We start from the raw sequence: 22,687 nt of genomic DNA, 5'->3' as shown, positions 1-22,687 counted from the left end.
ATGAACTTACTGATGTCTGTACTGGCTTTTCTGGCGCTTGGCCTGTGGCTGATGGTACCGGTTTGCCTGTTTGCCGTTGCCCTGTTCAGCGCGCGATCCGGTGACATTCTTAAACTCAATCACTGCTGGCGAATTGCAGGTCAGCTGTTGAGCGCCTCCATGGTCTTCACTATTGTTATTGCCATGCTCGCCATGATTGAGACCGCATTGACTGGCAGCAACAACAGTCTTACCGGCGCTGCTCTCCAGCTGGGACTGTACACCGATGGAGTTGCGCTCTGGATGGCGCTGATGGTGGCGTTTATCGGCTGGGCCATTCTTCGTTTTGCAGAAAACTATTTGCGGGGTGACCCCGGTCGTGAACGATTTCTGCCCTGGTTTCTGACCACCATTACCTGCGTGATGGTGCTGGCGTTCACCAATAATCTGCTGGTTTTGGCGGGTGCCTGGATAGGGGTCAGCCTGGCCCTTCACCATCTGCTGACCCTCTATCCCGATCGCCCGCAGGCAAGGATTGCCGCAGTGCAGAAATTTATCGTCAGCCGCACGGGTGATGCCCTGGTGATTGGTGGAGTTCTGTTGCTGTATCAACACTATGGCTCTTTTCGCCTGCCGGATATGATGGCCATGCAGGCCACCACCTCCGCGGATTCCACCGCGCTCAACGCAGCTGCCATCCTGTTGGCAATTGCAGCTGTGCTCAAATGTGCCCAGATACCGTTTCATGGCTGGTTGCTCAGGGTTATGGAAGCGCCAACGCCGGTATCTGCACTCTTGCATGCGGGTGTTATCAACCTGGGTGGTTTCCTGTGGCTGCGCCTGTTCCCGGTTTTCGAAGGTTTCACCGCCGGGCACATGATTCTACTGGTCGTGGGCGGAACCACTGCTGTTATAGCGGTGGTTACCATGATGACTCATTACTCGGTGAAGCATGCGTTAGCCTGGTCCACCTGCGCCCAAATGGGTTTCATGTTGTTCGAGATTGGCATGGGTGCCTACACCCTGGCGTTGCTGCATTTACTGGCTCACTCTGTGTACAAGGCCCACTCCTTCCTCGCTGCGGGGCGCACCGTCAATGCGTCTGCTGTGGACGTATTCCCTGAATCACCGCTGCGTAGCCGGCTGTTCTGGGCCGGCTCAGCCGCAGCACTGGCCTCATTCATGCTGGTATGGCAGCCGTGGCTGGTTGAGGGCAATCCGGTCTTCGGTGCCTTGCTGGTATTTGCTGTAGCCAGCGCGGCCATGGGCACACCACGGGGTGCCAGCAAGGAGACAAGGGCCAGCATTGCCGGCCTCGCGCTAGTGCTGGTGCCTGTCTATGCCGCTCTCCACGCCCTGCTGGGTTCAGCGGTGCCGGAACATGCAACATTTGCCCTGCCTGGCGTGGCCCTGGGCATCGGATTCGGATTACTGGCCGCTCTGGTGTTGTTGTCGCTCATGGTGGCACTGATGCCCCGGGCGCCGATTGTGGCGTCTCTGCAAAGACATTTCAGCCAAGGCCTGTATCTTGATATTCCATTCGATCGGATCACCCGTCGTCTGGCTTCCCGGGCATTGCATGTGCCTGCTTCATTGAACAGGGTTCCTCACCATCCCTTCACCATGGAAGAAAAAGCATGAACGGTCTTGCTCAATGCTCTGTTGCTAATGAGTCCCTTGGCCAGTGGCAGGTATCGATGGCGAACGCCTGTAATATGATCGCACCGGTCTGGCCGCTGGATCAGTGGATTGCCGTAAACCCGTTCTGGGGTTTACGAAATTATCAGGCCTCCCACGCAGACAACCTGCTGCGACTCCGGCGCTCCGAATCCCTGCTGATGCCAGTGGCTTTTTATCGTGAGGCGTGGGAAGGCGGCAGAATCAGCCGCGATGATCTGCTGATGAGTCTGCAAGAGGCGGGAATCACCGACGCTCCTGAATTTTACTGTGAGCGGCTCTACCGCCCCGAGCACCCGATTATCCCGCCGGGATATTCGCTTCTGGATATTCTCCCCGCCGCTGACGAAGAAAAGCGGCCAATGGCGGCTGTGGTTGACCAGATTGGTCGAACCTGCGGCGCATTCTTTGACAAGAGACAGTCCCGCTGGTCAACAGGTTCCGGGGAGGAAAGCCTGTTTGGTTTCTGGCTGCATTCCGCACGGATGGACGTGTCACTGGACTTCCGCACGGGCATTCGCGGGGTCAGGGCCTGGTTCAAAGCAATGCCTGAGGACCGGCTGGAGGCTACAAGCCTGGCCATTCAGGCGATCGGTGTCGATGAAGGAACACTGGAGGCGCTCTGCCACGGGCTGTTAATGCGTATACCCGGGTGGGCAGGCTGGTGCCGGGGTGTGGACTGGCGCGCGAACCTGAAAGAAGAACAATCTGCTGTCTGCGAAGAGCTGTTGTCCGTATTGCTTATCTGGGAGTGGGCGGCGACTGCCCATGCCAGTCCGGAACAGATCAACACCGCGGCAAGCCAGTGTGGGGCTCTGGTCCAGCGTGGCTGCGTAACGGAGCCCGATTCGCTCTGGGTCTGGCAGCGCGCGTTCGAGATCGGATACCGGCGCACGTTATGGCAGGCGCTGGGCGACAATAAATGGTCTCAGCCCGGTGACGGCGCCGTTGCCGGACGGCCCGATGTCCAGGCAGTGTTCTGCATTGATGTGCGTTCGGAGATCATGCGCCGTCACCTTGAAGAGGCGCATCCCGGCATCCAGACTATCGGGTTTGCCGGATTCTTCGGGCTGCCCATCGTTCACCACCGGCACGGGCCTTACCGTCCCATGGAGAAGCTGCCTGGCATACTGGGGCCGGCCTATCGGGTGGTGGATACCCGCGGCAGCAACGAGAGCGATACTGCCATGAGCAAGGCGCTGGATCAGCGTGAAATGACGCGGGAATCGGTTCGCAAAGCCAAGTATGGCAGTCTGTCTACCTTTACACTGGTGGAAACGACCGGACTTGCCTGGGCTTGGAAACTGGTGAAGGACTCGCTCAACCTGTCCGTCGGCAAAATCAGGGCAGACACACAGGTCCCGACAGAGGCGCGGCTGGTGTATCTCCACGGTGGAGATCAGCTGTTTGAAACCACCAAGGTTGAACTGGTGGCCGGATTTCTCCGGGGCATGTCCCTGACCCGTAACTTTGCACCACTGCTGGTGTTCACCGGCCATGGTACCCAGACGGAGAACAACCCCCATCATGCCGGCCTGGCCTGTGGTGCCTGTGGTGGCCAGAACGGGGGCCTCAATGCCCGACTTGCGGCGCAACTGTTCAACGATCCTCAGGTGCGTGTAGCGTTGGCAGAGGAGGGCATTTCCATTCCCGGTGACAGCTGGGCTGTGGCAGCAGAGCACTGCACGGTTACCGATGAGGTCTCTCTTTTTGATTCCCACAGCCTTCCGGAGTCACATGCGCCATTGCTTGCAGATCTCGAGCGCGGATTTGCCGAGGCGGGAAAGAAGACGCGGCGGGAAAGAGCGACGGCTTTGAAGCTTAATGGCTTTGGCGATGATGAGCTATTACAGAAGGTTAAGAGCAGAACCTCGGACTGGACTGAAGTCAGGCCGGAGTGGGGGCTGGCCAATAACGCTGCCATCATCTTTGCAAAGCGGGCGAGAACCCGTGCCAGAAATCTGGGAGGACGGGTCTTCCTGCACGATTACGATCCTGAGCAGGACCAGAACGGCGACATATTGGCGGCATTGCTTTCCGCACCCATGATCGTAGCGAACTGGATCAATATGCAGTATTTCGGCTCGGTCACCATGCTGGATGTCTATGGTGCCGGGAACAAGCTGCTGCACTCGGTCGTAGGAGGAAATGTGGGTGTGATCGAGGGCAACGGAACTGATCTGCGTATCGGATTACCGCTCCAGTCTGTCCATGATGGCACCTACTGGCGGCATGAACCGGTCCGGCTGACTGTGCTGGTCGACGCGCCCGCAGAGAGGGTAGAAGCCGCCATCCGGCAGAACCCGGACGTGGCGGCCCTGGTGGAAAATCAGTGGGTCTGGCTATATCGCCTGACGGATCAGGGCGGTGAGCTGTATCGAGAGGGGCAATGGCAGCCCTGCTGATCAGGAGGCAGGGCCGCAGCGCTATTGGCGAAACAGAACTCAGTAGCGGATCAGCGCTGAACCCCAGGTAAAGCCGCCGCCAAAAGCCTCCAGTAGAATCACTTCGTTTCTCTGGATGCGCCCGTCACGAACAGCCACGTCCAGCGCCAGCGGGATGGATGCGGCGGAGGTGTTGCCGTGCTTGTGAACGGTTACCACTACCCGGTCCATGGACATATTCAGCTTGCGGGCGGTGGCGGAAATGATCCTCAGGTTGGCCTGATGAGGTACCAGCCAGTCAATGTCTGACTTCTTCATCTGGTTGGCCTCCAGGGTTTCATCCACAATCCGGCCCAGGGTGTTCACCGCGATCTTGAATACCTCATTGCCTTTCATGTGTACGTGGCCCTTGCCAGCGCGTACCTGGTCAAAGCCATCACCAATACCGTAAGGAACGTGCAGCAGGTCTTCGTATTTGCCATCGGCATGAATGTGAGTGGACAGAATGCCGGTTTCTTCGCTGGCTTCCAGAACCACCGCTCCGGCGCCGTCGCCGAAGAGCACGCAGGTGCCGCGATCTTCCCAGTCCAGAATGCGTGAAAACAGCTCTGCTCCGACCACTAGAACCCGCTTGCTGCTGCCGGTCTTAATGAACTTGTCAGCCACCGACAGGGCATAGACGAAACCGCTGCACACTGCCTGGATGTCGAAAGCAGGGCAGCCATGGATATCAAGCCGGGCCTGGAGGATGCAGGCCGAACTGGGGAAAATCTTGTCGGGAGTGGACGTGGCGAACACGATCAGATCAATGTCGCTGGGCTTCAGGCCAGCTGCCTCAATCGCCAGTCGTGAGGCTTTTTCAGCCAGATCGACGGTGGTTTCGCCTTCCACGGCAATATGCCGCTGTTCTATTCCGGTACGCTCACGAATCCACTGGTCGCTGGTGTCGACGATTTTTTCCATGTCTTCGTTTGTCATGACATTCTCGGGCAGATAGGAGCCCGTGCCGACAATTCGCGCGTACGTCATGTGCCATAGTCCTCAGATAAACGGGTCATTACTCAGATTCTTTCAATCATCCTATACCTTATTGATCGCCCCCAGCTATTAGCGGTTTGTCATAGGAAACCGCATCAGGCCTGACGAAACGTTGGTAGTCGCGCCATATTCAGCTATACCTGTAGTCAGGTACCCCTGTTGTGAAGGAGTGTTGCTGGTGACAGACCTTCCCCTAGGCATGAAGTATTACCTGCTTATTCTCACCTCTAGCCTGATTGAAGACCTCAATGACTATGGCGTCAAATGGGTTGCTAGCGAGCCCGGTATTGCCGCCTGTGATGTAGAGAATGCATTTTTCAGCGCCCGGGCAATTCAGACAAGGCTTCCTAACGATCCCGGGGAAGCCGACCCTCGTCTCTGGCCGGAGCTGATGAAGGCGATTCACACGATTCGAAGAGTGTTGGATGTAGTGGAAAAGACTACCTTTGACGCAGTCACCGCGGAGGCCATGGAAACGACCTCCAGCATTGCACGTGCCGACATGGAGAAGGTTTTCGAACAGAAACGCGCATCAGGAGAGGTCGATTTCCGCTTACATGGCCTGCTCAATACACGGCCAGAGCAGGACGAACCGGACCCGGTTGTGAAGGAATCCTTGATGTTGAAGCGGGCTCAGCGTTATCAGGCTTTTATGGAGTTTGATGGCGCAAGTCTGAGTGGTGAGGAAACTGTCATACTGGGTGACGCCAAAGCGCTGGCTCGTCGCATCATGGATGGAGACCGGGAGAACCGGCGCATTGATGCCTTGCTGGTCATGGGCGCCGTGCTGATTGAAACTGCCAGCGTAAGGCTGAAAACAAACATACCCTGCCTGATTCGTGATAGCTTTGATCGTATGGCCACCAAGGCCGCTATGGCGTTGGGTGCTATCGTCTACCGCGATAAATACAGGGATTTCAAGGAATCCCTTGGGCTGGAACCACTGGCTTCGGATTTATAGGTTTCCGATTGTTAAGTCATTCGACTGTTCACAAATCCCGAACAGCAATGGCATCCTGATTAACCACTCTGCGATAAGAAGGAGACGAGGTAATGGGCATTTCCAACCACGAGCTTCACAACGAATTCCCGCAATTCAAAGAGCTGATCGACGAGTTAAAACAGAATGATCTGACGTTCAGGGAACATTTTCAGCAGTACGCAGAGCTGGACCAGGAAATCGAAGGGCTTGAGCGCAGAGATGCCCCGATTGGTGATGACAAATTGCACCGGATGAAACAACAACGCCTGCAACTGAAAGATGACCTCTACAAAACGCTCGTAAACAAGTCCAACGGCGCAGGATAGGTATAAGTCATTAGCCCTCCGGGCCCTGAAAAGAGGCTGCGTAGTGGTTTCCAAGTATGGGGCCGGAAAGGCGTTATCCATAAAATAGGTAACTAACAAAGACCGGTTACGGTTTAACCCTTTTATCGTCACCTATGAATGGATGATTGAAATGAACAGAGCTGCATCACTTTACAAAGGTTGGAGAATGAAGCGTAACTTCCTCCACCTGGTCCTGACCATGGAACCACGCCTTCTCAAAGATGTTGGATACCCGCCAGAAGTTGTCGAGCAGCGTTTAAGAACGCCATTCTGGAAGTTCTCGGCATAGTCCCGGTATGGGCAAATCCTGCTGTTGAGCTTGTCAGATCAAGCAGCCAAGCAGGTATCAGTCTTTGAATATGTAGCCTGTGACGTAGGAAACATCTGAAGCAATCCAAATTACGTTGATGTTTTGAAGCGGCGCACGAGGCTACCCAGATCTTCCGCCATATCCGCCAGGGTTTTGCTGGATCGGTTCACATGGGCAACGTCGTCCGTCAGTTTATCGATAGCACTGCTACTGGCTTCAACGTTCTGCGTCATCTCGGCCGCTGTAGCCCGCTGTTGCTCAGTTGCACTTGCCACCTGCGTGGTCATATCAACGATCCGGTTCACGGCGGCAATGATTTCTGACAGGGCTTCGCCTGATTTACTCGCTTCTTCGCTGGCTTCACCGGCCATTTGCTTGGCCTTGCTCATATCAACCACAGCACCGGCGGCGCCGCGCTGCAAGTTGGAGACAATGCGCTCAATATCCACCGTGGAGTCCTGAACCCGCTTCGCGAGGCCACGAACCTCATCGGCAACCACCGAGAAACCACGGCCCGCCTCACCAGCACGAGCGGCTTCGATAGCAGCGTTCAACGCCAGGAGATTGGTTTGTGCCGCGATCGCCTGAATCACCTCCAGTACGTTGCCGATCTCTCCCGATTCCTGTTCAAGGCGCTGAATGCGCTTTGAACCTTCCTCCACCTGTTCTGCAAGCCTGTTTACCGATTTGACCGCAGTCGCAACGGTTTCCTGCCCGGTACCCGCGAGCCCGGCTGCCTGCCGTGCGGACTCGTCTGTGTCACTGGTGTTTGAGGCGATTTCGTCGGATGTCGACACCATTTCCTGCATCGCCGCCGACACCTGTGTTACCTGGTCCCGTTGTTGCTCGGCATTTGCGGACGTGCTTTCGGTAATGCCGGACAGAGATTCGGACTCGGTGCTGAGGCGCCGTGACGAAGTAACGATCCTGGAAATGATGTCTTCCAGGGTTTCCAGAAACGAGTTTACGGCCGCGATGAAGTCGCCGATTTCGTCCGGACGACCCCTGGTGAGCCGGGTAGAGACGTCACCCTCGTTATTACCGATATTTTCCAGGTAGGCGAGGATTTCTGACCGGGCACGTTTGACACTGGCGCCCATCATTCGGCTCATCAGTACGGCAACCACGAGCCCTAGCACCACAGATACAATGAACGCACCCAACGTCAGATTGAGTGCCGTATCCGTTTCGGCCTCCGCCTCGTCCGCCACCGCCTCGAGTGATGCGAACACTTTTTGTTCCAGATCCCTCGCCAATCCGGTAATCCGCGGCCCCAGTACGTCAAGTTTCTCTTCTTTTGTACGAATCATTGTTTTCTGATGAACCAGCAACTCCTGGACCGATGCCTGGTAGCTCTCCAGTGATGCTATGGCGGTATCAAAATACTGTCTGACATAATCCGGAACGGAATCCATATCCAGGAACTCGAGGCCAATTGCCACGTCCTCCATGGCATAACCAAGTGCCGTTTCGGATGACTTGTCACCATCTGCGAAAAAGCGTTGTGTTGCCATGCGCATAAGGAGTGTGTCGTGGATCAACTGCTCCAGAACCACTCGTAACTGGCTATCGGGATCCCGGTTGGTAACGCCATCCATGGCTCTGCGCAATGCTTCCGACGCATCGGGGCCGTGTTGGTCAAGTTCATTGGCAACGATATCCATTACCTGCTGTTTGGCCGGCACCAGTTCGGTCTTGAACACATCCACGAACTGGAGAGTCGTTTTCTCAATTTCACCGATTAGCTGAGTCCGCTCTGCATTTTGAATCTCTTGCCTGGCGGCAGACAGATCGTTGAAGAATTCCGACTCGAGTTGCTCAAAACGAGACAGGATTTCATCGTCACCGGTGTCGTAGTAGTCGAAAACCCTTAACCTCATGTTGTAAAGGTTGATCAGGACACCGGTCGCAATCGATGTTTCCGGTGCCAGGTCTCTGGCAACGGTGCCCATGCGCTCATCCAGACTCTGGAACTCCCTGACACTGTAAAACGTGACGAGGGCAAACAGCAGAAGAATAAAAACAGGCGCAATCAGGAGTTTCCCGCTCACGCCAAGTCGACGTTCAATCGCTTCAAAGGTGTTTACAGCCACTGGTCTGCCTCTTTTCCCATACTCGATTTATTGCTTAACGACTGGCCGACGAGAATCTGGAGCCGACGGCCAAGCTTTTATTCCACAAACTTCGCCTGGCTGGCGATCATGGGAGAGAGTTTCAGGTTCCAGTGCTTCATGCCGCTATCGCTGTAAACATAGTGTCCGCTCAGGGAGTTCATCTTTGGTATGCGGTCTGGCTTGACCCCATTCAGAAGCAATGACGCAAGCCGCGATGCAGTCTTCCTACTTAACAGTGTTGCCCGGTATCAGCATGCCGCTTCCTTTTATGGCGCCGTCCTGACGTAAAACCATGGATGGGCCATCGAGACTGACTTCGTAGCAGGTTGGCCCGTCGCCATAGGCGAAACACATCTCGCCCTCCCGGGTAGTCCATTCACCTTCGTAATTCTCGCCGTAAATGGTGCCATCCGCCGCATAGTATTCGTTGAACCCGGAGTTGGGTTCGCTCATGCTGCCCTGGTAGGAATGGTCGCTAACCGCGTTAGAGATGACCTCTGCACTGAGCGAAGTGTCGGCACTCGCCAAACCGGCTGCTAACATCGCTGCGAAACCGAGGAGGGCTGCCGGTGTGGTCGGGAGACGGTGGCCTACGTTGATTACATTCATGATCTGGCCTCTTTGGTTTGGTTAAAAGTGAGTTTGTGAGTTATTCGGTACGTGGAAAAGCCGTACCGGTATCACTATCTTTCAATGTTGGTGGGGTTAATGTCGCCATCGCTTGCTGCGAGGCGTGGTAACACCTGCAACTGATTTTCAGCGAATACCGTAAGCATGATATTTTCGGGTCACAACACTTTACTGGTTAATAACCTAGAAACTGACACTGGCGAGAAAGCTATATGAACGTAGTAATAATTGGCGCAGGCATCATGGGTACCACCTTTGCCACACTGGCAAAAGAGATCGCACCTGACCTGGACATCACCATTCTGGAGAGGCTGGACAGCGCCGGGGCGGGAAACTCGTCAGCCTTCTGGAACGCCGGAACCGGCCACGAGGCGAACTGTGAGCTGAACTATACCCCGGTGGACGAGGAAGTCATCTCGGTTGAAAAAGCCCTGAAGATCCATGCCCAGTTCAATATTGCCAAGCAGTTCTGGGCCTACCTTCTCAAGAAAGGCGCCATCAAAGACCCTCATTCGTTTATCAATCAAACCAAGCACTGCACCATTGTGTCCGAATCTTCGATCGAAGAACTGCAACTGAGATTCCGGGAAATGTCGGCTCATCACTTTTTCGAGAACATGCGTTACTCAGAAGATTTTGATGAGATAAAGAGCTGGATTCCCTACACCATGGATGAGCGCCCCCGCGATCAAAAGATGGCGGCTACCGTCATCGAGACGGGCACAGACGTTAACTTCGGGGCATTAACAGAGCAAATGGCGGCATACGCCGTGAATGAGCTGGGTGTCAAAATCGAGTATGGCACCCACGTCAAGCGCGTTCACAAGAGCCCGACCGGGCGCTGGCTGATCGAGGCAGTCAGCAAAGGAACTCCGGTTCAACACAGGGCGGATGTATTGTTTGTTGGTGCCGGCGGCGGCGCATTTCCACTTCTGAAAAGAAGCCATCTGCCATTTCGGAGTCGATTTGCCGGTTTCCCTGTCGGCGGACGTTTTTTACAGGCCCAGATTAGCGAAGAACAGGCCAAGTACTACAAGGCCAAAACCTATGGCAAAGCGAAAGTTGGCGCACCTCCCATGTCAGTGCCGCACCTGGATTTGCGGGTAGTGGATGGCAAGCATTATCTGCTGTTCGGCCCGTTTGCATCCTTCAAACCGATTCTCGAGAGAGGTCGTGGGTTTCTTGATTACCTTACTTCCATTCGGCTGCATGACATCCCCGGTTTGCTGAGCGTCGCCCTGGAGCATTTTCCGCTGGTCAAGTATCTGGTTTCAGAAAGCTTCAAAGGCGAGAAAAGCATGGTCGAGGAGCTGGACAGCTTTGCTCCGGGCTTAAGTAAAAAGTTCGATTGGAAACCGATCGAAGCCGGCCAGCGGGTTCAAATCATCAAAGACGGCGATTTGCAGATGGGCACGGAAATACTGGTGTCCAAGGACAAAACCTACGGGACGCTACTTGGGGCATCACCCGGGGCGTCGGTTTCGCCAGAAGTCATGTTGCGCTGTCTGGAACAGCTAATACCGTCTATCTTTTCCAAAGAGGGAGCCATGAAAAGGAAGAGTGAAATCTTTCCCGAGGATGATCTCGACACATTGGCGGATAATGCCGATCGGTACCGCGAGATTCGTGATGCCGTCAACAAACAGCTAGGGATAAACCAGTCCACGGCTCAATGAATTTGAATACACCGCAGATACCGCAGGGAGAAATCTATGGACAGCAGGATCAATGTGGCTTCGCCTTTGGTCATTCTTCATGGTGACGAAATGGCCCAGGTGGCGTTCGAGCAGATTCTCGAAAAATTTGTGTCCGCGCGCCTCGACATCAAGCTTGAAGAAATTGACCTGTCCGCGGAACACCGCCTGCTGACCAACGGCAAAGCGGTAACCGATGCCATCGAAGCTCTTCAGCGCCATGGGGTAGGGGTGAAGAATGCCGGCATGACCGTCAACCGCCAGCAACTGGAGGATCTGCTCCGCAAACACCCCGAGGTGGACTCCAGCAATCTGAGCCCACTGGCCACCAAATCCCCCAACGGCGCCATCCGCAAGGGCATCAGCGGCAATATCACCCGGGAGGACATCCAGTTCCGCAACCTCAATATCAGGCGGCCGGCGTGGGTCGGCCGCGATATCGAAGTGGACACCATGGAGTTTGGCGGTATCAAGGACAGCTTCAACCAGCTTTCCGAGGCAACCGGTGTGGTCAAGTTGGTCTTCGTGGGTAGCAGTGGCGACCCGATAGAATTGCATCGCCGTGAAATCTGCAAAGGAGATCCATGGCTGTTAGCCACCAATGACCTTGAGGATGTCAAAGCCTGGGCGCATCGTTTCTTCCAGCGTGCCATCGACGAGAAGCGGGATGTTTACCTGGGCTTGAAAGACACTGTGATACCCGGCTATGACGGCGCCATGCGCACGGTGATCGAAGACATCTATGAACGTGACTACCGCCAGAAAATCAAGGATCTGGGGCTGAACTACTACTACGAACTGATCGACGCCCAGGCGGCGCGCATCGTCTCCAATCCACCAGAGCGTGCGCTCTGGGGCGTGCCCGATAACACCACAGGGCGGAAACTGTATAAACTGGTGAACCAGCTCCGGGAATTCGGCATCCCCAGCCGCGGCGCCCATGTGTCTATCTCTCGCATGAGTGCTGGCGGCGGTGACCAGTACGGCAGCTTTAACATGCCGGCGCAGGAAGACGGTATTATCAAGGTGATCGTAGACGGCGAAGAAAAGCACGCCCGCCGTGTCAAAAAGGGCGACCCGGTGCTGCTGATGTCCAATGACCGGGAAGCCATCAAGGACTGGGTTGCCCAGGTGTTCCGTGACGCCTCCCGCAAGGACAAGGAGGTCTACTTCGGCCTGAAACGCGAGTACATGGAATACGACGAAGTTTACAGCAACGTGATTACCGAAGTGCGCCGGGAGCTGGCCCGTGAGCATACGCCACCGCCGTCGTTCATGATTATGCGGCCATCAAGCCAGCTCAAGAAGATGATTACCGATCCGCCGAGAAACGCACTTTATCCCTCCCAGAATCTGGACGGCGACATCTTCTCTGACATCTCGGCGGCCCTGGGCGGCAGCCTGGCCACCGCCAGCTCCATCATTGAGAGCAAAGACGGCACCATGCTTTTCGAAGCCCCCCACGGCACTGCTGCTGATCTGTACGTGAAGTACCTTGAAAGCGACGGTCGGGAAGCTCACTTTAATCCCTCCGCACTGATCTTTGCTCTGGCAAACGCACTGGAAACTCTGGGCGAGCGTGAGGGTAATACACCATTGAGCGAATACGCCGTTAATCTCAAGTCAGCACTGACCGACACCGTAGACAGAGGCATTGTCACGGCGGATCTTAAGGGCAAAACGGTAGACCCGGATTCGGAGCAGGTAGTGGATATGGCCGGTTTTCTGGACGCTGTTGAAAAAGCGCTTCAGTAGTCCGATTTACGCATTCTGAGGTCGCTTAGGATATCGGTGAGGCTAGGGCGGCGACAATAAAATCAGTGTGTTACGTAGCCCCTTTCAAGTAGCTTGCCAAAGCCATCAACAGGTAGTGGCCGGGAGAAATAATATCCCTGCGCGTAGTCACAACCGGCAGCAACCAGCCAGTCCCGTTGTTCAGCCGTTTCCACGCCTTCCGCCACAACTTTGAGACCCAGCTTGTGCGCCATCACAATGATCGTTTCGGCTATCGTTTTAGCGCTCGAGTCCGGGTCGCTCCCGTGCACGAATGACTGGTCGATTTTCAGATAGTTGATGTCAAAGCGCTTCAGGTAGGCCAGGGATGAGTAGCCGGTACCAAAATCGTCCAGTGCCAGTTGAATTCCCGCATCCTGGAGTTCCGCGAAACGTTCGGACAGGTTCTTTGAATCGTGCAGAAACACGTTCTCTGTGAGTTCGACGGCAATTCCTGTCCCCGAGTTTGCAAACGTCTTCAGGTGTGCCTCCCAAGGCTTGCTGTCACTGTGCATGAACTGTGTTGGCGAGGTATTGATGGTAATTTGAAATGCTTCACCGCCGGCAAGGGTGGACCAATGATCGGAGAAGAGGGCGGCTTCAGCAAAGACCCAGTTTTCGAGGGAACACATGATCCCGGTTTCTTCCGCCAACCCAAGAAAGTCCTCGGGTAACAGCAGGCCCCGGCGTGGATGCTGCCAGCGCAGCAGCACTTCCGCTTTTGCGATTCTTCCGTCTGTGAGGTCAACAATCGGCTGATAGTAGAGCCTTAACTCGTTGCTGGCAGGAGCCGCCCTCAGTTCGCTGATTAGCAGTTGCCTGTCATTGTGTGAACGCTGTGCCACGTCAGTGTAGAGACAGACACGGTTGCGTCCTGAGTATTTGGCGGCATACATGGCCTGGTCGGCATTGCTGAGTAACTGCTGTGGTGTGGTGGCATCCGCCGGGAAGCGCGTGATACCAATGCTGCCGGAAATAATGACTTCCTCATCTCCGAGCTGGAACGGTTTTTTAAGTTCTTCAAGAATTGCACCGGCGATGGTTTCGATCACGTCCACACCGCCGGTATCCAGCAGAATCACAGTGAACTCATCCCCACCGATTCGGGCCACCGTGTCCGACTGCCTCACGCATGCACTGATACGTATGGCAACATCTTTGAGCAGCTTATCGCCAGCATCGTGTCCCAGCGTGTCATTGATCTCTTTAAAGCGGTCCAGGTCAATAAACAGCAGCGCGAACGGGTCCCCGGTACGTGCGGAGTGGGCAGCGTGCTGTTCCAGGCGATCACGGAACAGACGGCGGTTGGGTACGTTGGTGAGCGTGTCGAAGTTAGCGTGGCGCCAAATTTCAGCCTCTGATCTTTTACGCTCAGTCACGTCGTGAGCAATTCCGGACACGGCCTCAACTTCGTTGTTTTCGTTAAGGACAGGAACATAAACATATTCAAAATGGCGCTTCTCACCTGTGAAAACGTCTATCTCGACTTCTCCTTCCCGCTGTTCCTTGCGCTGGATAACCTCGCTGAGCTGGCCCTCACCGTTGTAATTCGCAGGCAGCGGCAGTTCGTAAAACTTGCGGCCAATAACGTCATCGGGGGGCAGGTCGCACATCTCGGCCATCGCCTTGTTGGCATAAATAAACCGGCCTTCAACGCTGAGAATACAACAGGGATCCGGCAGCGAAGACAGCATGGTTTCGAACAGGCGCCCCTGTTTCTCCTTGCGCTGGGCATAGTGATCAATTGAGTGTGCCAACGCTCGGTCCACCTCTTTGTGGAAGCGCATGAGGTCGTTCAGATCAGTTGGATCTGTAGGGGGATTATCCTGAGTCCAAAGCTGAACCACCGCCGTGCGCATGGCACTGAATTCCGTCGCCACATGGACAATATCAATCCCCAGATCGTGGCGCTCAACACCATGCTGTTTGGCAGGCATCACTTTGCCGGAGCGATCTTCGTCGATATCGATAACCCGCGGTACATCGCCGTCGCTTGCTTCGATGTCACCGGCAATTCTCAACAGGATAAGCCCGACATGATCCCGCACCTCTGAACTGGTGAGGCGGTGCTGATGGGGGATAATCTCTTCTGCATCATGCTCCCAGACCTCCAGGATCTTTTGCCTGTAGGTTCGGATAAACTCCGCTAACCTCATTTGTCTGGCCTTGTCAGATCTAAAATGATGTATTTACTTTAAATCGATTTTCCTTGCGATAGTAATTAATCTTGATCAAGAGCGACAATTACAAAAAAATAACGAGCAGATGGATGGCGAGAAAACCCTGGCTGGAGTCACCTGTGTAGAGGACGATCCGTCTTGAACAATTTACCGCTGAGTACTATCAGTTAAAGGGGAAACTCATCTTTCTACACGGTTTTTGCATCACGACGCTTTACGGAAAAACGTATCATGAAGATGAAAATACAGCTGTTACGGTACGATGCATAATGAACCAAAACGTTAAACATTCGCCGCAAAGACTTCATGAATTTCTCCGCCAGGAGCAGGAGGCAATCCTTGAGGACTGGCGAGCACTGGGTAAACGTAGAATCAACGCCTCCCGTGATTTGTCAGATGAACTGCAACGCAACAGAGTGCCAGAACTGCTGGAGAGCATCGCAGCAAGTGCAGAGAAAGTAAGCACCAGCACCTACCCTGCGAAATTACCCGGAAAGTGGCCCAAGCATCACGCTGAACAGCGGTGGGAGCTGGGCTTCACTCTGGAAGAAACGACGAGAGAATACGGGTTGCTGCGGATGGCCATTTTCAAACGTCTGATCCCGCAGATTGAAACAATGCCGACCGAGGAGGTCGGATTTCTTAACGAGGCTCTGGATGAAGCCATCGTTGAGGCAGTTAATAATTACGTTGCCAAGGCAAATCGCCGCCTGGCGAGCGAACGCGAGCGGCTGGACGTTACTTTGCAAAGCATTGGCGATGGCGTTGTCAGCACCGGACCAGACGGCATAATCAACTACATCAACCCGGCGGCGCAGTCCATACTGAGTTGCAGCCTTGAGGAAGCCCTGGGTCAGCCTGTTAATAGCGTGATGGTTACTCTTGATGAGACAACGAGAGAGCGCTTGAAGTGCGCGGCATTGTGCGCTACCGAAAATGGCCAGATTACCCATCGTGGACCCGACATCCTGTTGCAGCGCGCCGACGGCAAGCTGATTCCGGCAGAGGAAACGGCAGCCCCGCTGAGAGACGCCCGGGGCGAGTTCATCGGGGCAGTAACCACGTTTCGTGACATCAGTAAGGAACGGTCGTTAAGACAACGGCTCGGGTATCTCTCTGCCTATGACGCACTAACGGGCTTACCGAACCGGGCCCTGTTTGTTGACCGGCTCTATAAGACACTGGTCAAGGCTGAACACGATGAGCTTGGCGTTGCCGTGTTGCATCTGGACCTTGACCAGTTCAAAGATGCCAACGATACGCTGGGCCGTTCCGGCGGAGATAACCTGCTCAAGAAGGTGGGAAAACGTTTGGCGTCCTGCATCGACCGCTCGGATACGGTGAGCCACGTCGGAAGCGATGAGTTCATTCTTTTCTTGTCAGATGTTGAGCATAAAGATTACGTAAGCGGTCTCTGCGATAAACTACAGGAGCGTATTGGGCATCCCTTTAAAATTCGGGGTCAGGATGTCCATATATCGGTAAGCATCGGCATCAGTACGTACCCGGATGACGGACTGGACCCCAACGCACTCCTCAAGCATGCAGAGACAGCAACGAAACAGGCCAAAGCCGAGGGCCGTAATATCGGCAAGTTTTTTACGGCCCAATTGAACCAGCAAGCAGAAGAGCGTCGGCATCTCAGGGCTGAACTGAAAAAGGCAGTGGCGGCAGACCAGCTCGCATTATATTTTCAGCCGCAAATTTGCCTCTCCTCAGGAAAAGCAGAAGGAGCCGAGGCTCTGCTGCGGTGGGAGCACCCGGAGCTTGGCCAGGTCTCTCCGGGCCGATTCATTCCTGTTGCGGAGCAACACGGAGAGCTGATGCTGGAGATTGGCGATTGGGTTCTGAAAGAGGCATGCCGGCAGGCCAGAGCCTGGGACGATGCCGGCCATGCGCCGCTGCGGATATCCGTTAACGTGTCTCTGGTGCAGTTGCGGCATGACACGCTGGTAAGCCGAATTGAAGAGCTCCTGAGTTTGTATCAGTTGCGACCTGCTCAACTACAACTTGAGCTCACCGAATCGCTATTGATGACTGACATTGCGGGTGCAACGGATCGAGTCCGCGCTCTGAAAGCTCTGGGAGTAGGTGTTTCGGTTGATGACTTCGGTACCGGCTACTCCTCATTGAGTTATCTGCAGGAGCTTCCGGTCGATGAGTTGAAGATTGATCAGAGCTTCCTCCGTGGCATCACCAGCAATCAGGAGAAAGCGGCCATTGTTAAAGCCATCATTTCATTAGGGGAAAGTTTGCCACTCCGTATTCTGGCGGAGGGGGTTGAAGACCGGCATACAGCAGACTTTCTGAGGGGCATTGGTTGTGAAAGTGCGCAGGGATTCCTTTATAGCAAGGCAATCGCTCCAGAACTGTTTGAGGCTCAGTATTTAGCGTCTCAGTAGGTTTCCCGCATACGCGTCTTCACTGCCAGACCCACCTCTGAGGAAACCCTATCGCTTCTGGATCTGTTCGATCAATTCAACACGCTGGGAGTCAGTTTTCGAATCTTTTGACGATGTCCCGGCGGAATCTGGGGCAATTGCCACCAGAACAATTGTCATGATCGCAAAAAGCAGCGGAACAACGAGCCCGGCGATTTCGACACCATCAAGGGAGATCTTCTCGGGTTCAACGGCGCTGATGCGATTTGCGGTTTCCATTAACTACAGCCTTATGTTTGACCTACTGCCGGTTGCGCCTCACCGAATGTCGTAGAAGCTGCTTGAGGCGTGAATTCTATGACGTGGTGAGGGAGCAGGCAATCGTTAAAACAGTAGAATAAAGCGCTGTACCGGCTTTCACTTATTTACTACATTCAGGATTGTAAGATCTTGTTACAGGCTTTTTGCGACCAGCCTGTTTGTGTAACGGTGAATTTGAAATTTCCCGAAGCAATGCCAACGACATTCGGCCAGAGGAAAGCCAAATATGAAGCGATCACAGTTTCTCCAGGATTTGATCAAGCAACTCTCGCCACAACTTGATTCGATTTCCTATGTCTACTGCACAGTGCCTCGCGCAAAGTATGGCGAGCTGGAAAAGCTCAAGCCGATCGTCAGTATTGCCGAATTGGAAGGCCTAACCCTGGTTATTCCTCTGGAACATGCCAAAACCGAGGGCCTCGACTACTATAGAGTCTTCCGCCGCATCACGCTCGAAGGTCACTCCAGTCTTGAGGCTCTGGGGCTTACCTCCGTTGTAACAAGTCTGCTTGCCGAGCGGGGGATTACCACGAACGTAATTGCCGGCTTCTACCACGACCACATCTTTGTGCCCAACGATCGAAGCGATGAGGCGATGGCAGCACTTAAGGAGCTCGCCAGCCAACCGGACGGTTAAACGCGATGGAAACTTGCGATGAACACAATTGACGTCTGGTCACAAATACCAACCAAACGAATGGCAAGGGAGCCCTGGCTCGAGCCGCTTCTGAGGTGGACACACAAGCCCAGTGAATTCGGCCGCAGGGCTCCCGAATTGTTTCACCGAATGAGGTAATCGTGCCCGGGGCAGTGTGCGCGACGTAGGTGGATTCGTTCTTCTCGCTCATGTCGATGGCATTATTCCCGTCGATAAAACCGACGAGGATGCTGGTTTGGCCACATATTTCCCCCGGCATGGAGCGCCCGCCGACTCTATCCCGAGCCTCTAATACCACGACGCGTTTCCCAGCTTTTTTCAGCTCTAAGGCCGCTTTCAGTCCTGCGAGACCTGCGCCAACAACAAGGGGCTTGCGCCTCCGATCAGGAACCACAACAGGTTCGGAAATGTCCACACCGACTCCTCTGACAACAGCACCGGTGCCCAGAAAAGGTAGGCCCACCCGAGGTAAAACAGCGGAAAGGCCAGTAGCGTATGAGAGAGAACCCATTGCCGGAGGCCGATAAATCGATGACCAGAATTATTCATGAGGGAGCTCGACGCAATTAGCCGAGAACATCCTCAACTGGCCGTCTGAGAGATCGCGGCATCTCCGGACCGTGGCCAATCCGCACGATAAAATCGGGGCGGCAATCACCAATCCCAATTGCGTGAGCAAATTCCGGGCGCAGTTTCGCTACTTCCACGGGTTGGTTGATGAATGCCGTCCGCAGACCCAGAGCGGCAGCCTGAAGGGCGAGGCGCTGGTAGCAACGGCCTGCTTCGATCCAGTGCGGTATGCCATCCGTCTCTGAGTAGATTACGGCAATGGCAGAAGAGCTTTGGATGTGACGACGATCTTTTTTGTTCTGGTTTTTGGCCGAGAACGTGGCCTTCATCGCCAACAATCCGAGCCAACGGGGCACGTCAGGATTGCCCATGGCAGGCCCGTACAGGCCATCTCCTGAATGAACTGCCTCTTTACCGCTAAACCGAATCCAGGACCTGAGTTCGTGAGCCCAGGCAGGGTCAGCAAACTGGGCGTCGTTGCCTTTGGCGACGAAGCCTGTAACCAGGTCTTTGTGCGCGCCGTCGGTCATCAGAAGCACCGACACGCCGTCGCCATGGCCGGCGTCCTGAAGCTGTTTCAATTCTTTTTCCGTGAGGGGCACTCCGTCATACTCTGAACGACTGCATTGGCGCAGGGGAATGGCATCGAAAAGGGCAGACCGTACGGCCGTCGTCTCTTCAAACTCAATCTGCACTCCTGTTGTCGACGCATCGAACCTGGGATGGCCCTTTAGTCCAGCCGCCTGTGCTGCAAGCAATAAATTTTCAGTGGCACACCCCAGACTGGCGTAGAGGTGGTGATCATCCGGATCGACTGCCGGGCAGCGTCTGGATAGATCAGGAAGAACCCATATCCGGTTGGATTCAAGCTTGAATATCCAGGGCTGTGTATTATGGCTGGACGCCGCGAGAGTGGCGTACCGAACCAACGCTCTATAGTCGTATGGTGAGACAGCAAGCTCATCATGGCACCAAATTTCACTGACCGTGTCGGAATAGTTCATGGCAGCCTCGCCAGTCAGCCCGGCGGTTAAGGGCAAGTCGAGGAGGTTTCAATCTCCCCTACAATCAATGTCCCAGAACGTCGGTTTCATTTTTCTTTGATTTTTTCTCCTTTTTCTTTTCCTTTGCGGTTAAAAGCGGTTTCTTTTTGATATCTTTTTTTCTGTCCTGGCTTTTACTCATACTATCTATTGACCTCTGATTGCGGGTGCATCGGCATTAGTGCAATGTTGGATACCTATGCTTTCAAGATCCAGTATGAACCCAATCAGGAATAAGCGGTAGCTAGTCCATTATCAAAAACCACGCATGAGGAGTCCCTATGCAGAAGCGACAGCCCCGGGAAATCCCCACCATTGTCGCGACCCTCGACGATCTCGCACCGTTGGCAGACTATTCGCTCATGGATACTCTCAACTGCGACCCTGAGGGCAAAGCAAACGGAGACGACCACGCGCCGCGACAGGTCTTATCGGGCCATTATGTGCCGGTCAATCCCACGCCCATCGAAAACCCTGAATACGTCGCGCACAGCCATAACCTGTTTCGCGAGCTGGGCTTCGCCGACGGGATGGCGCAGTCGGATGAATTCGTCCGCATGTTCTCCGGCGATCTATCGCGTGTTCCGGAGCCAATGCGCAAGGTCGGGTGGGCATGTGGCTACGCACTTTCTATCTATGGCACCGAGTTCTACCAGCAATGCCCGTTCCAGACCGGCAACGGATACGGCGACGGTCGCGCTATTTCGGTGCTTGAGGCAGTCATCAACGGCCAACGCTGGGAAATGCAACTCAAAGGAGCAGGGCGCACACCATACTGCCGCGGCGCGGACGGCCGGGCCGTTCTGCGGTCCAGTGTTCGGGAGTTCCTGGCACAGGAGCACATGCACGCGCTCGGTGTGCCAACGTCACGGTCTCTGATTCTTTACGTGTCAAAAACCGAGACAGTCAGGCGTCCGTGGTATTCGGAGGGCTCACGCTCAATAGATCCGGATGTGCTTATATCCGAGCCCGTTGCCATCTCTACGCGTGTTGCACCGTCGTTCATTCGGGTAGGGCAGCTCGAGCTCTTCAGTCGTCGTGCCCGCAAGAAGGAACACCCGCAGGCAATGGAGGAGCTGGAGAAGATCGTCCTGCACCTGATCGATCGTGAGTACGGTGACGTTATCGACCAGACACTGCCTACCGCCGAAAAAATTGTGTTGCTTGCACGTGAGTTTTGCAGCCGACTGACGTCGCTTGTGGCGAACTGGATACGTGTTGGCTACTGCCAGGGTAACTTCAACAGCGACAACTGTGCGGCCGGCGGCTTCACGCTCGACTATGGACCTTTTGGATTTATCAATGTGTTTGATTCGCAGTACCAACCATGGACGGGGGGCGGTCAACACTTCTCGTTCCTCAACCAACCAGCGGCGGCAGAACGCAATTTCCACTCGTTTTGTTCGGCGTTGCGGCCGTTGTTGACGGCTCACCAGGACTGTCTGCGGCAGCTCGACGAGATTCAAAGTGATTTTCCGAAGGTGATGCAACAGCAAATGGAGAATATGTGGGCGGCCAAGCTTGGACTTGACGCTTTTGACGCCGCCTTGTTCCGCGAACTGGCGATGCTGATGATGCAAACGCCCGCTGATTACACCATGTTCTTCCGGGAACTCTCGTCGTTGCCTGACGACATTGGCCCACTCAAGAAGAGCTTCTACAAGGCCCGGAGCTATGCTGCAGACCCCGAAGGCATAGATAAGCGCTGGTCAGCGTGGCTCAAAAAATGGAAAGCGTTCACTCAATCTCGCTCTCGTGAAGAGCTTTCCAGTGAGATGAAGCTTGTCAACCCGAAGTACAGCTTGAGGGAGTGGTTCGTTGTGCCTGCCTATAAGCAAGCGGCAGAGGGCAGTTATTCTTTACTGCGAGAACTGCAGGAGGTCATGACGCAGCCCTACGCCGAGCAATCGGAGGGAGTGGAGCAGAAATACTACAGGCTGAAGCCGCCCGAACTCTTTGAGGTTGGTGGATCGTCACACTATAGCTGCTCGTCGTGATAGACGACCATCCAAAGTGCTAAATTCAGTCGATAATGGTCGAATAGCGCAGCTGAGTTTGCTTGATCGCATAAAATGAGAAGCCGGCTGTCAAAGAAACAGCCGGTTTACACCTGGCTAACGAATAATTAAGAGCCGATGAGTTATTTGTCCATCTGTTTGACGGGAACCTGAACTTTGCCAACTGCGAATCGCAGGGCAACGGCCAGTGAAAAAAATGCTGCCAGGCCGCCGAAAAGAGTAATTACGGGAACAATGTTCATAGGGTATAACCTCCAGTCGCTCAATTGTCGGCCTTACGTCTGATGTTCAGGAGTTTTGTCCCAACGAACAAGTAACAACTGAACTCAACCTTTGGCCGACAGATTATGTGTAAGCTCACTATTAGTCTACGAATAAGAGGCTCTATTGGGCGTAGGCAGAAACCATTATTACTCATATGAAAATACCCGTACTTTGTAGATGACCAAACAAAGCACTACAGTTTTCGATCGATAATTCAATAAGTTGTACCAAGCAAACAATGATTTCACACTTTAGGGTGGAATGGCCTCGACCGCGTTGCACTTGGATGCTGCGGCGGAGCTCTGGGATACAGGCACCTGGACG

Annotated in this window: 16 protein-coding genes and 1 pseudogene; 9 read left to right on the top strand and 8 right to left on the bottom strand. The window is 54.4% G+C overall.

Features of this window, described 5'->3' with window-relative positions; genetic code table 11:
* Together M8010_RS12095 and M8010_RS12090 are read left to right on the top strand one after the other, a co-directional pair.
* A complete protein-coding gene (locus M8010_RS12095; RefSeq protein ID WP_250091539.1) occupies positions 1-1,620 on the top strand; it encodes an NADH-quinone oxidoreductase subunit L in 1,620 nt (539 codons plus the stop codon).
* Positions 1,617-4,061 (top strand): YbcC family protein, encoded by a 2,445-nt coding sequence (locus M8010_RS12090; RefSeq protein ID WP_250091536.1) that lies wholly within the window; start codon positions 1,617-1,619, stop codon positions 4,059-4,061. The genes M8010_RS12095 and M8010_RS12090 overlap by 4 nt, the downstream gene beginning before the upstream one ends.
* 39 nt (positions 4,062-4,100) lie before the next feature.
* On the opposite strand, the gene M8010_RS12085 is transcribed toward M8010_RS12090, so the two are convergent.
* Positions 4,101-5,069, bottom strand: a complete 969-nt coding sequence (locus M8010_RS12085; RefSeq protein WP_250091534.1) for a beta-ketoacyl-ACP synthase III — start codon at positions 5,067-5,069, stop codon at positions 4,101-4,103.
* 187 nt (positions 5,070-5,256) lie between these two features.
* On the opposite strand from M8010_RS12085, the gene M8010_RS12080 reads away from it, so the two are divergent.
* Positions 5,257-6,039, top strand: a complete 783-nt coding sequence (locus M8010_RS12080; protein WP_250091532.1) for a hypothetical protein — start codon at positions 5,257-5,259, stop codon at positions 6,037-6,039.
* A 92-nt stretch (positions 6,040-6,131) separates the two neighbouring features.
* Positions 6,132-6,386 carry an HP1242/YdcH family protein gene (locus tag M8010_RS12075; RefSeq protein WP_250091530.1) on the top strand — a complete coding sequence of 85 codons (255 nt, stop codon included), beginning with the start codon at positions 6,132-6,134 and terminating at the stop codon, positions 6,384-6,386.
* Between the two features lie 420 nt (positions 6,387-6,806).
* Here M8010_RS12075 and M8010_RS12070 read toward each other — a convergent pair whose 3' ends face one another.
* Entirely contained in the window at positions 6,807-8,810 is a 2,004-nt protein-coding gene (locus tag M8010_RS12070) for a methyl-accepting chemotaxis protein (RefSeq protein WP_250091528.1), read from the bottom strand.
* A gap of 246 nt (positions 8,811-9,056) precedes the next feature.
* Positions 9,057-9,440 carry a hypothetical protein gene (locus M8010_RS12065; protein WP_250091526.1) on the bottom strand — a complete coding sequence of 128 codons (384 nt, stop codon included), beginning with the start codon at positions 9,438-9,440 and terminating at the stop codon, positions 9,057-9,059.
* A 233-nt stretch (positions 9,441-9,673) separates the two neighbouring features.
* Here M8010_RS12065 and M8010_RS12060 point away from each other — a divergent pair, with 233 nt between their 5' ends.
* Positions 9,674-11,137 carry a malate:quinone oxidoreductase gene (locus M8010_RS12060; RefSeq protein ID WP_250091525.1) on the top strand — a complete coding sequence of 488 codons (1,464 nt, stop codon included), beginning with the start codon at positions 9,674-9,676 and terminating at the stop codon, positions 11,135-11,137.
* A gap of 36 nt (positions 11,138-11,173) precedes the next feature.
* Positions 11,174-12,910: an NADP-dependent isocitrate dehydrogenase gene (locus tag M8010_RS12055; RefSeq protein WP_250091523.1), complete on the top strand. Its 1,737-nt coding sequence runs from the start codon at positions 11,174-11,176 to the stop codon at positions 12,908-12,910.
* A gap of 62 nt (positions 12,911-12,972) precedes the next feature.
* Here the strand turns inward: M8010_RS12055 and M8010_RS12050 are convergent, their stop codons facing one another.
* The gene (locus M8010_RS12050; RefSeq protein WP_250091522.1) at positions 12,973-15,084 is read right to left on the bottom strand and encodes a putative bifunctional diguanylate cyclase/phosphodiesterase; all 2,112 of its coding nucleotides are present in this window, start codon (positions 15,082-15,084) and stop codon (positions 12,973-12,975) included.
* 293 nt (positions 15,085-15,377) lie between these two features.
* Between M8010_RS12050 and M8010_RS12045 the strand changes: the two genes are divergently transcribed.
* On the top strand, positions 15,378-17,510 hold the full coding sequence (locus tag M8010_RS12045) for an EAL domain-containing protein (RefSeq protein ID WP_250091520.1): 2,133 nt from the start codon (positions 15,378-15,380) through the stop codon (positions 17,508-17,510).
* 48 nt (positions 17,511-17,558) lie between these two features.
* Here the strand turns inward: M8010_RS12045 and M8010_RS12040 are convergent, their stop codons facing one another.
* On the bottom strand, positions 17,559-17,768 hold the full coding sequence (locus M8010_RS12040; RefSeq protein WP_250091518.1) for a hypothetical protein: 210 nt from the start codon (positions 17,766-17,768) through the stop codon (positions 17,559-17,561).
* Between the two features lie 268 nt (positions 17,769-18,036).
* Here M8010_RS12040 and M8010_RS12035 point away from each other — a divergent pair, with 268 nt between their 5' ends.
* On the top strand, positions 18,037-18,447 hold the full coding sequence (locus M8010_RS12035) for an ACT domain-containing protein (RefSeq protein ID WP_250091517.1): 411 nt from the start codon (positions 18,037-18,039) through the stop codon (positions 18,445-18,447).
* Between the two features lie 280 nt (positions 18,448-18,727).
* Here M8010_RS12035 and M8010_RS20045 read toward each other — a convergent pair.
* The 3 genes and pseudogenes from M8010_RS20045 to M8010_RS12025 form a co-directional block, all read right to left on the bottom strand.
* Positions 18,728-18,877: pseudogene (locus M8010_RS20045) on the bottom strand (FAD-dependent oxidoreductase); the annotation flags it as partial.
* Positions 18,805-19,017: a hypothetical protein gene (locus M8010_RS20040; protein WP_349666111.1), complete on the bottom strand. Its 213-nt coding sequence runs from the start codon at positions 19,015-19,017 to the stop codon at positions 18,805-18,807. The gene M8010_RS20040 and the pseudogene M8010_RS20045, both read right to left, overlap by 73 nt.
* Before the next feature lie 17 nt (positions 19,018-19,034).
* Positions 19,035-20,042, bottom strand: coding sequence for an Acg family FMN-binding oxidoreductase (locus M8010_RS12025; protein WP_250091515.1), 1,008 nt, complete (start codon positions 20,040-20,042; stop codon positions 19,035-19,037).
* Between the two features lie 320 nt (positions 20,043-20,362).
* Between M8010_RS12025 and M8010_RS12020 the strand changes: the two genes are divergently transcribed.
* Positions 20,363-22,078, top strand: coding sequence for a protein adenylyltransferase SelO (locus M8010_RS12020; protein WP_250091513.1), 1,716 nt, complete (start codon positions 20,363-20,365; stop codon positions 22,076-22,078).
* The last annotated feature ends 609 nt before the right edge of the window (positions 22,079-22,687 follow it).

Origin of the sequence: Marinobacter sp. ATCH36 (genome assembly GCF_023555055.1) — a bacterium.
Taxonomy (GTDB): Bacteria; Pseudomonadota; Gammaproteobacteria; order Pseudomonadales; family Oleiphilaceae; genus Marinobacter.
This window is presented reverse-complemented; position numbering and strand designations above follow the sequence as displayed.